The organism is Arenimonas sp. MALMAid1274, assembly GCF_049195245.1.
In the GTDB taxonomy this organism is placed as follows: domain Bacteria; phylum Pseudomonadota; class Gammaproteobacteria; order Xanthomonadales; family Xanthomonadaceae; genus Arenimonas.
This window is the reverse complement of record NZ_JBMIRR010000018.1, coordinates 2,501-5,476: the sequence shown is the minus strand read 5'-3', so window position 1 is coordinate 5,476 and position 2,976 is coordinate 2,501. Positions and strand designations below refer to the sequence as shown.

The following is a 2,976-nucleotide window of genomic DNA, read 5'->3' as shown; positions in this document are numbered from 1 at the left end:
GCAAAGAAAAACGCCGCCCTGTGTGGGGCGGCGTTTTAGGGATAAAAACCCTGGCGATGACCTACTCTTGCATGGCTTAGGCCACACTACCATTGGCGCAGCTGCGTTTCACTTCCGAGTTCGGGATGGGATCGGGTGGTTCCACAGCGCTATGGTCGCCAGGGAGAGGGTGGAGGGTCGCAGTGGCTTCGTCAAAATGCGGACGGAGTTATGCGCACACGCTCTCAAAGGGGGGACGTAGCGAACATTATTTGGCGATACTTTCATCGACAACGTGTTGTCGAGGGTAAGGCGTCTTGAGGTTATATGATCAAGCCGCACGGATCATTAGTATCAGTTAGCTCAACGCATTGCTGCGCTTACACACCTGACCTATCAACCACCTAGTCTTGATGGTTCCTTTAGGGGACTTGTGTCCCGGGAGATCTCATCTTGAGGCGCGCTTCCCGCTTAGATGCTTTCAGCGGTTATCGCTTCCGAACATAGCTACCCGGCAATGCCATTGGCATGACAACCGGAACACCAGGGGTTCGTCCACTCCGGTCCTCTCGTACTAGGAGCAGCCCCTCTCAAATCTCCAACGCCCACGACAGATAGGGACCGAACTGTCTCACGACGTTCTGAACCCAGCTCGCGTACCACTTTAAATGGCGAACAGCCATACCCTTGGGACCGACTACAGCCCCAGGATGTGATGAGCCGACATCGAGGTGCCAAACACCGCCGTCGATATGAACTCTTGGGCGGTATCAGCCTGTTATCCCCGGAGTACCTTTTATCCGTTGAGCGATGGCCCTTCCATACAGAACCACCGGATCACTAAGACCTACTTTCGTACCTGCTTGATCCGTCGATCTTGCAGTCAAGCACGCTTATGCCTTTGCACACAGTGCGCGATGTCCGACCGCGCTGAGCGTACCTTCGTGCTCCTCCGTTACTCTTTGGGAGGAGACCGCCCCAGTCAAACTACCCACCATACATGGTCCCCGGCCCGGATAACGGGCCCAGGTTAGAACGTCAAGCACATCAGGGTGGTATTTCAAGGATGGCTCCATGCGATCTAGCGACCACACTTCATAGCCTCCCACCTATCCTACACAGACGAACTCAACGTTCAATGTAAAGCTATAGTAAAGGTTCACGGGGTCTTTCCGTCTTGCCGCGGGAACGCTGCATCTTCACAGCGATTTCAATTTCACTGAGTCTTGGGTGGAGACAGCGCCGCTGTCGTTACGCCATTCGTGCAGGTCGGAACTTACCCGACAAGGAATTTCGCTACCTTAGGACCGTTATAGTTACGGCCGCCGTTTACCGGGGCTTCGATCAAGAGCTTCGCCTTGCGGCTGACCCCATCAATTAACCTTCCGGCACCGGGCAGGCGTCACACCCTATACGTCCACTTTCGTGTTTGCAGAGTGCTGTGTTTTTGATAAACAGTCGCAGCGGCCTGGTTTCTGCGGCCCTGACGGGCTCAGCTACGCATGTAGCCACCCATCAAGGCGCACCTTCTCCCGAAGTTACGGTGCCATGTTGCCTAGTTCCTTCACCCAAGTTCTCTCAAGCGCCTGAGAATTCTCATCCTGCCCACCTGTGTCGGTTTACGGTACGGTCTGCGTGACCTGAAGCTTAGAGGCTTTTCCTGGAAGCGTGGTATCAGTGACTTCGTCCGATAGGACTCGTCTCGGTGCTCGGCATAGAGAAGCGCGGATTTGCCTACGCTTCATGCCTACCTCCTTTCCCCGGGACAACCAACGCCCGGTACACCTAACCTTCTCCGTCCCCCCATCGCAGTCACGCGAGGTGCTGGAATATTAACCAGCTTCCCATCGACTACACCTTTCGGTCTCGCCTTAGGGGCCGACTCACCCTGCACCGATTAACGTTGTGCAAGGAAACCTTGGGCTTTCGGCGTGCGGGCTTTTCACCCGCATTATCGTTACTTATGTCAGCATTCGCACTTCCGATACCTCCAGCAGACTTTCCAATCCACCTTCAACGGCTTACGGAACGCTCCTCTACCGCGTACACCCGAAGGTGTACACCCCAAGCTTCGGTATACCGCTTAGCCCCGTTAAATCTTCCGCGCAGGCCGACTCGACCAGTGAGCTATTACGCTTTCTTTAAAGGATGGCTGCTTCTAAGCCAACCTCCTGGCTGTCTGTGCCTTCCCACATCGTTTTCCACTGAGCGGTAATTTGGGGACCTTAGCTGTGGGTCTGGGTTGTTTCCCTTTTCACGACGGACGTTAGCACCCGCCGTGTGTCTCCCGCATAGTCTGTCTTGGTATTCGGAGTTTGCCATGGTTTGGTAAGTCACAATGACCCCCTAGCCATAACAGTGCTCTACCCCCAAGAAGATTCGTGCGAGGCGCTACCTAAATAGCTTTCGAGGAGAACCAGCTATCTCCGGGTTCGATTAGCTTTTCACTCCTAGCCACACCTCATCCCCTACTTTTGCAACAGGAGTGGGTTCGGGCCTCCAGTCGGTGTTACCCGACCTTCACCCTGGGCATGGCTAGATCACCCGGTTTCGGGTCTATTGCCTGCAACTATGCGCCCTATTCAGACTCGGTTTCCCTTCGCCTCCCCTATACGGTTAAGCTTGCTACAGACAATAAGTCGCTGACCCATTATACAAAAGGTACGCAGTCACCAAACAAGTTGGCTCCCACTGCTTGTACGCACACGGTTTCAGGTTCTATTTCACTCCCCTCGCCGGGGTTCTTTTCGCCTTTCCCTCACGGTACTGGTTCACTATCGGTCGGTCAGGAGTATTTAGCCTTGGAGGATGGTCCCCCCATATTCAGACAGGGTTTCACGTGCCCCGCCTTACTCATCATCATCTACTAGGCCCTTTCACATACAGGGCTATCACCTTCTATGGCCGGCCTTTCCAAGCCGTTTTGCTAGAACCTAATAGACTTCAGGGCTGGTCCCCGTTCGCTCGTCACTACTGGGGGAATCTCGGTTGATTTCT

2 rRNA genes (1 of these 2 running past the window's edge) are annotated in these 2,976 nt (G+C 54.4%); both read right to left on the bottom strand.

The window, feature by feature from the left end:
- Window positions 1-48 precede the first annotated feature (48 nt).
- Window positions 49-163, bottom strand: a 5S ribosomal RNA gene (rrf, locus tag ACOQFR_RS00380).
- Window positions 164-306: 143 nt separating this feature from the next.
- Window positions 307-2,976, bottom strand: a 23S ribosomal RNA gene (locus ACOQFR_RS00375) (it continues 213 nt past the right edge of the window).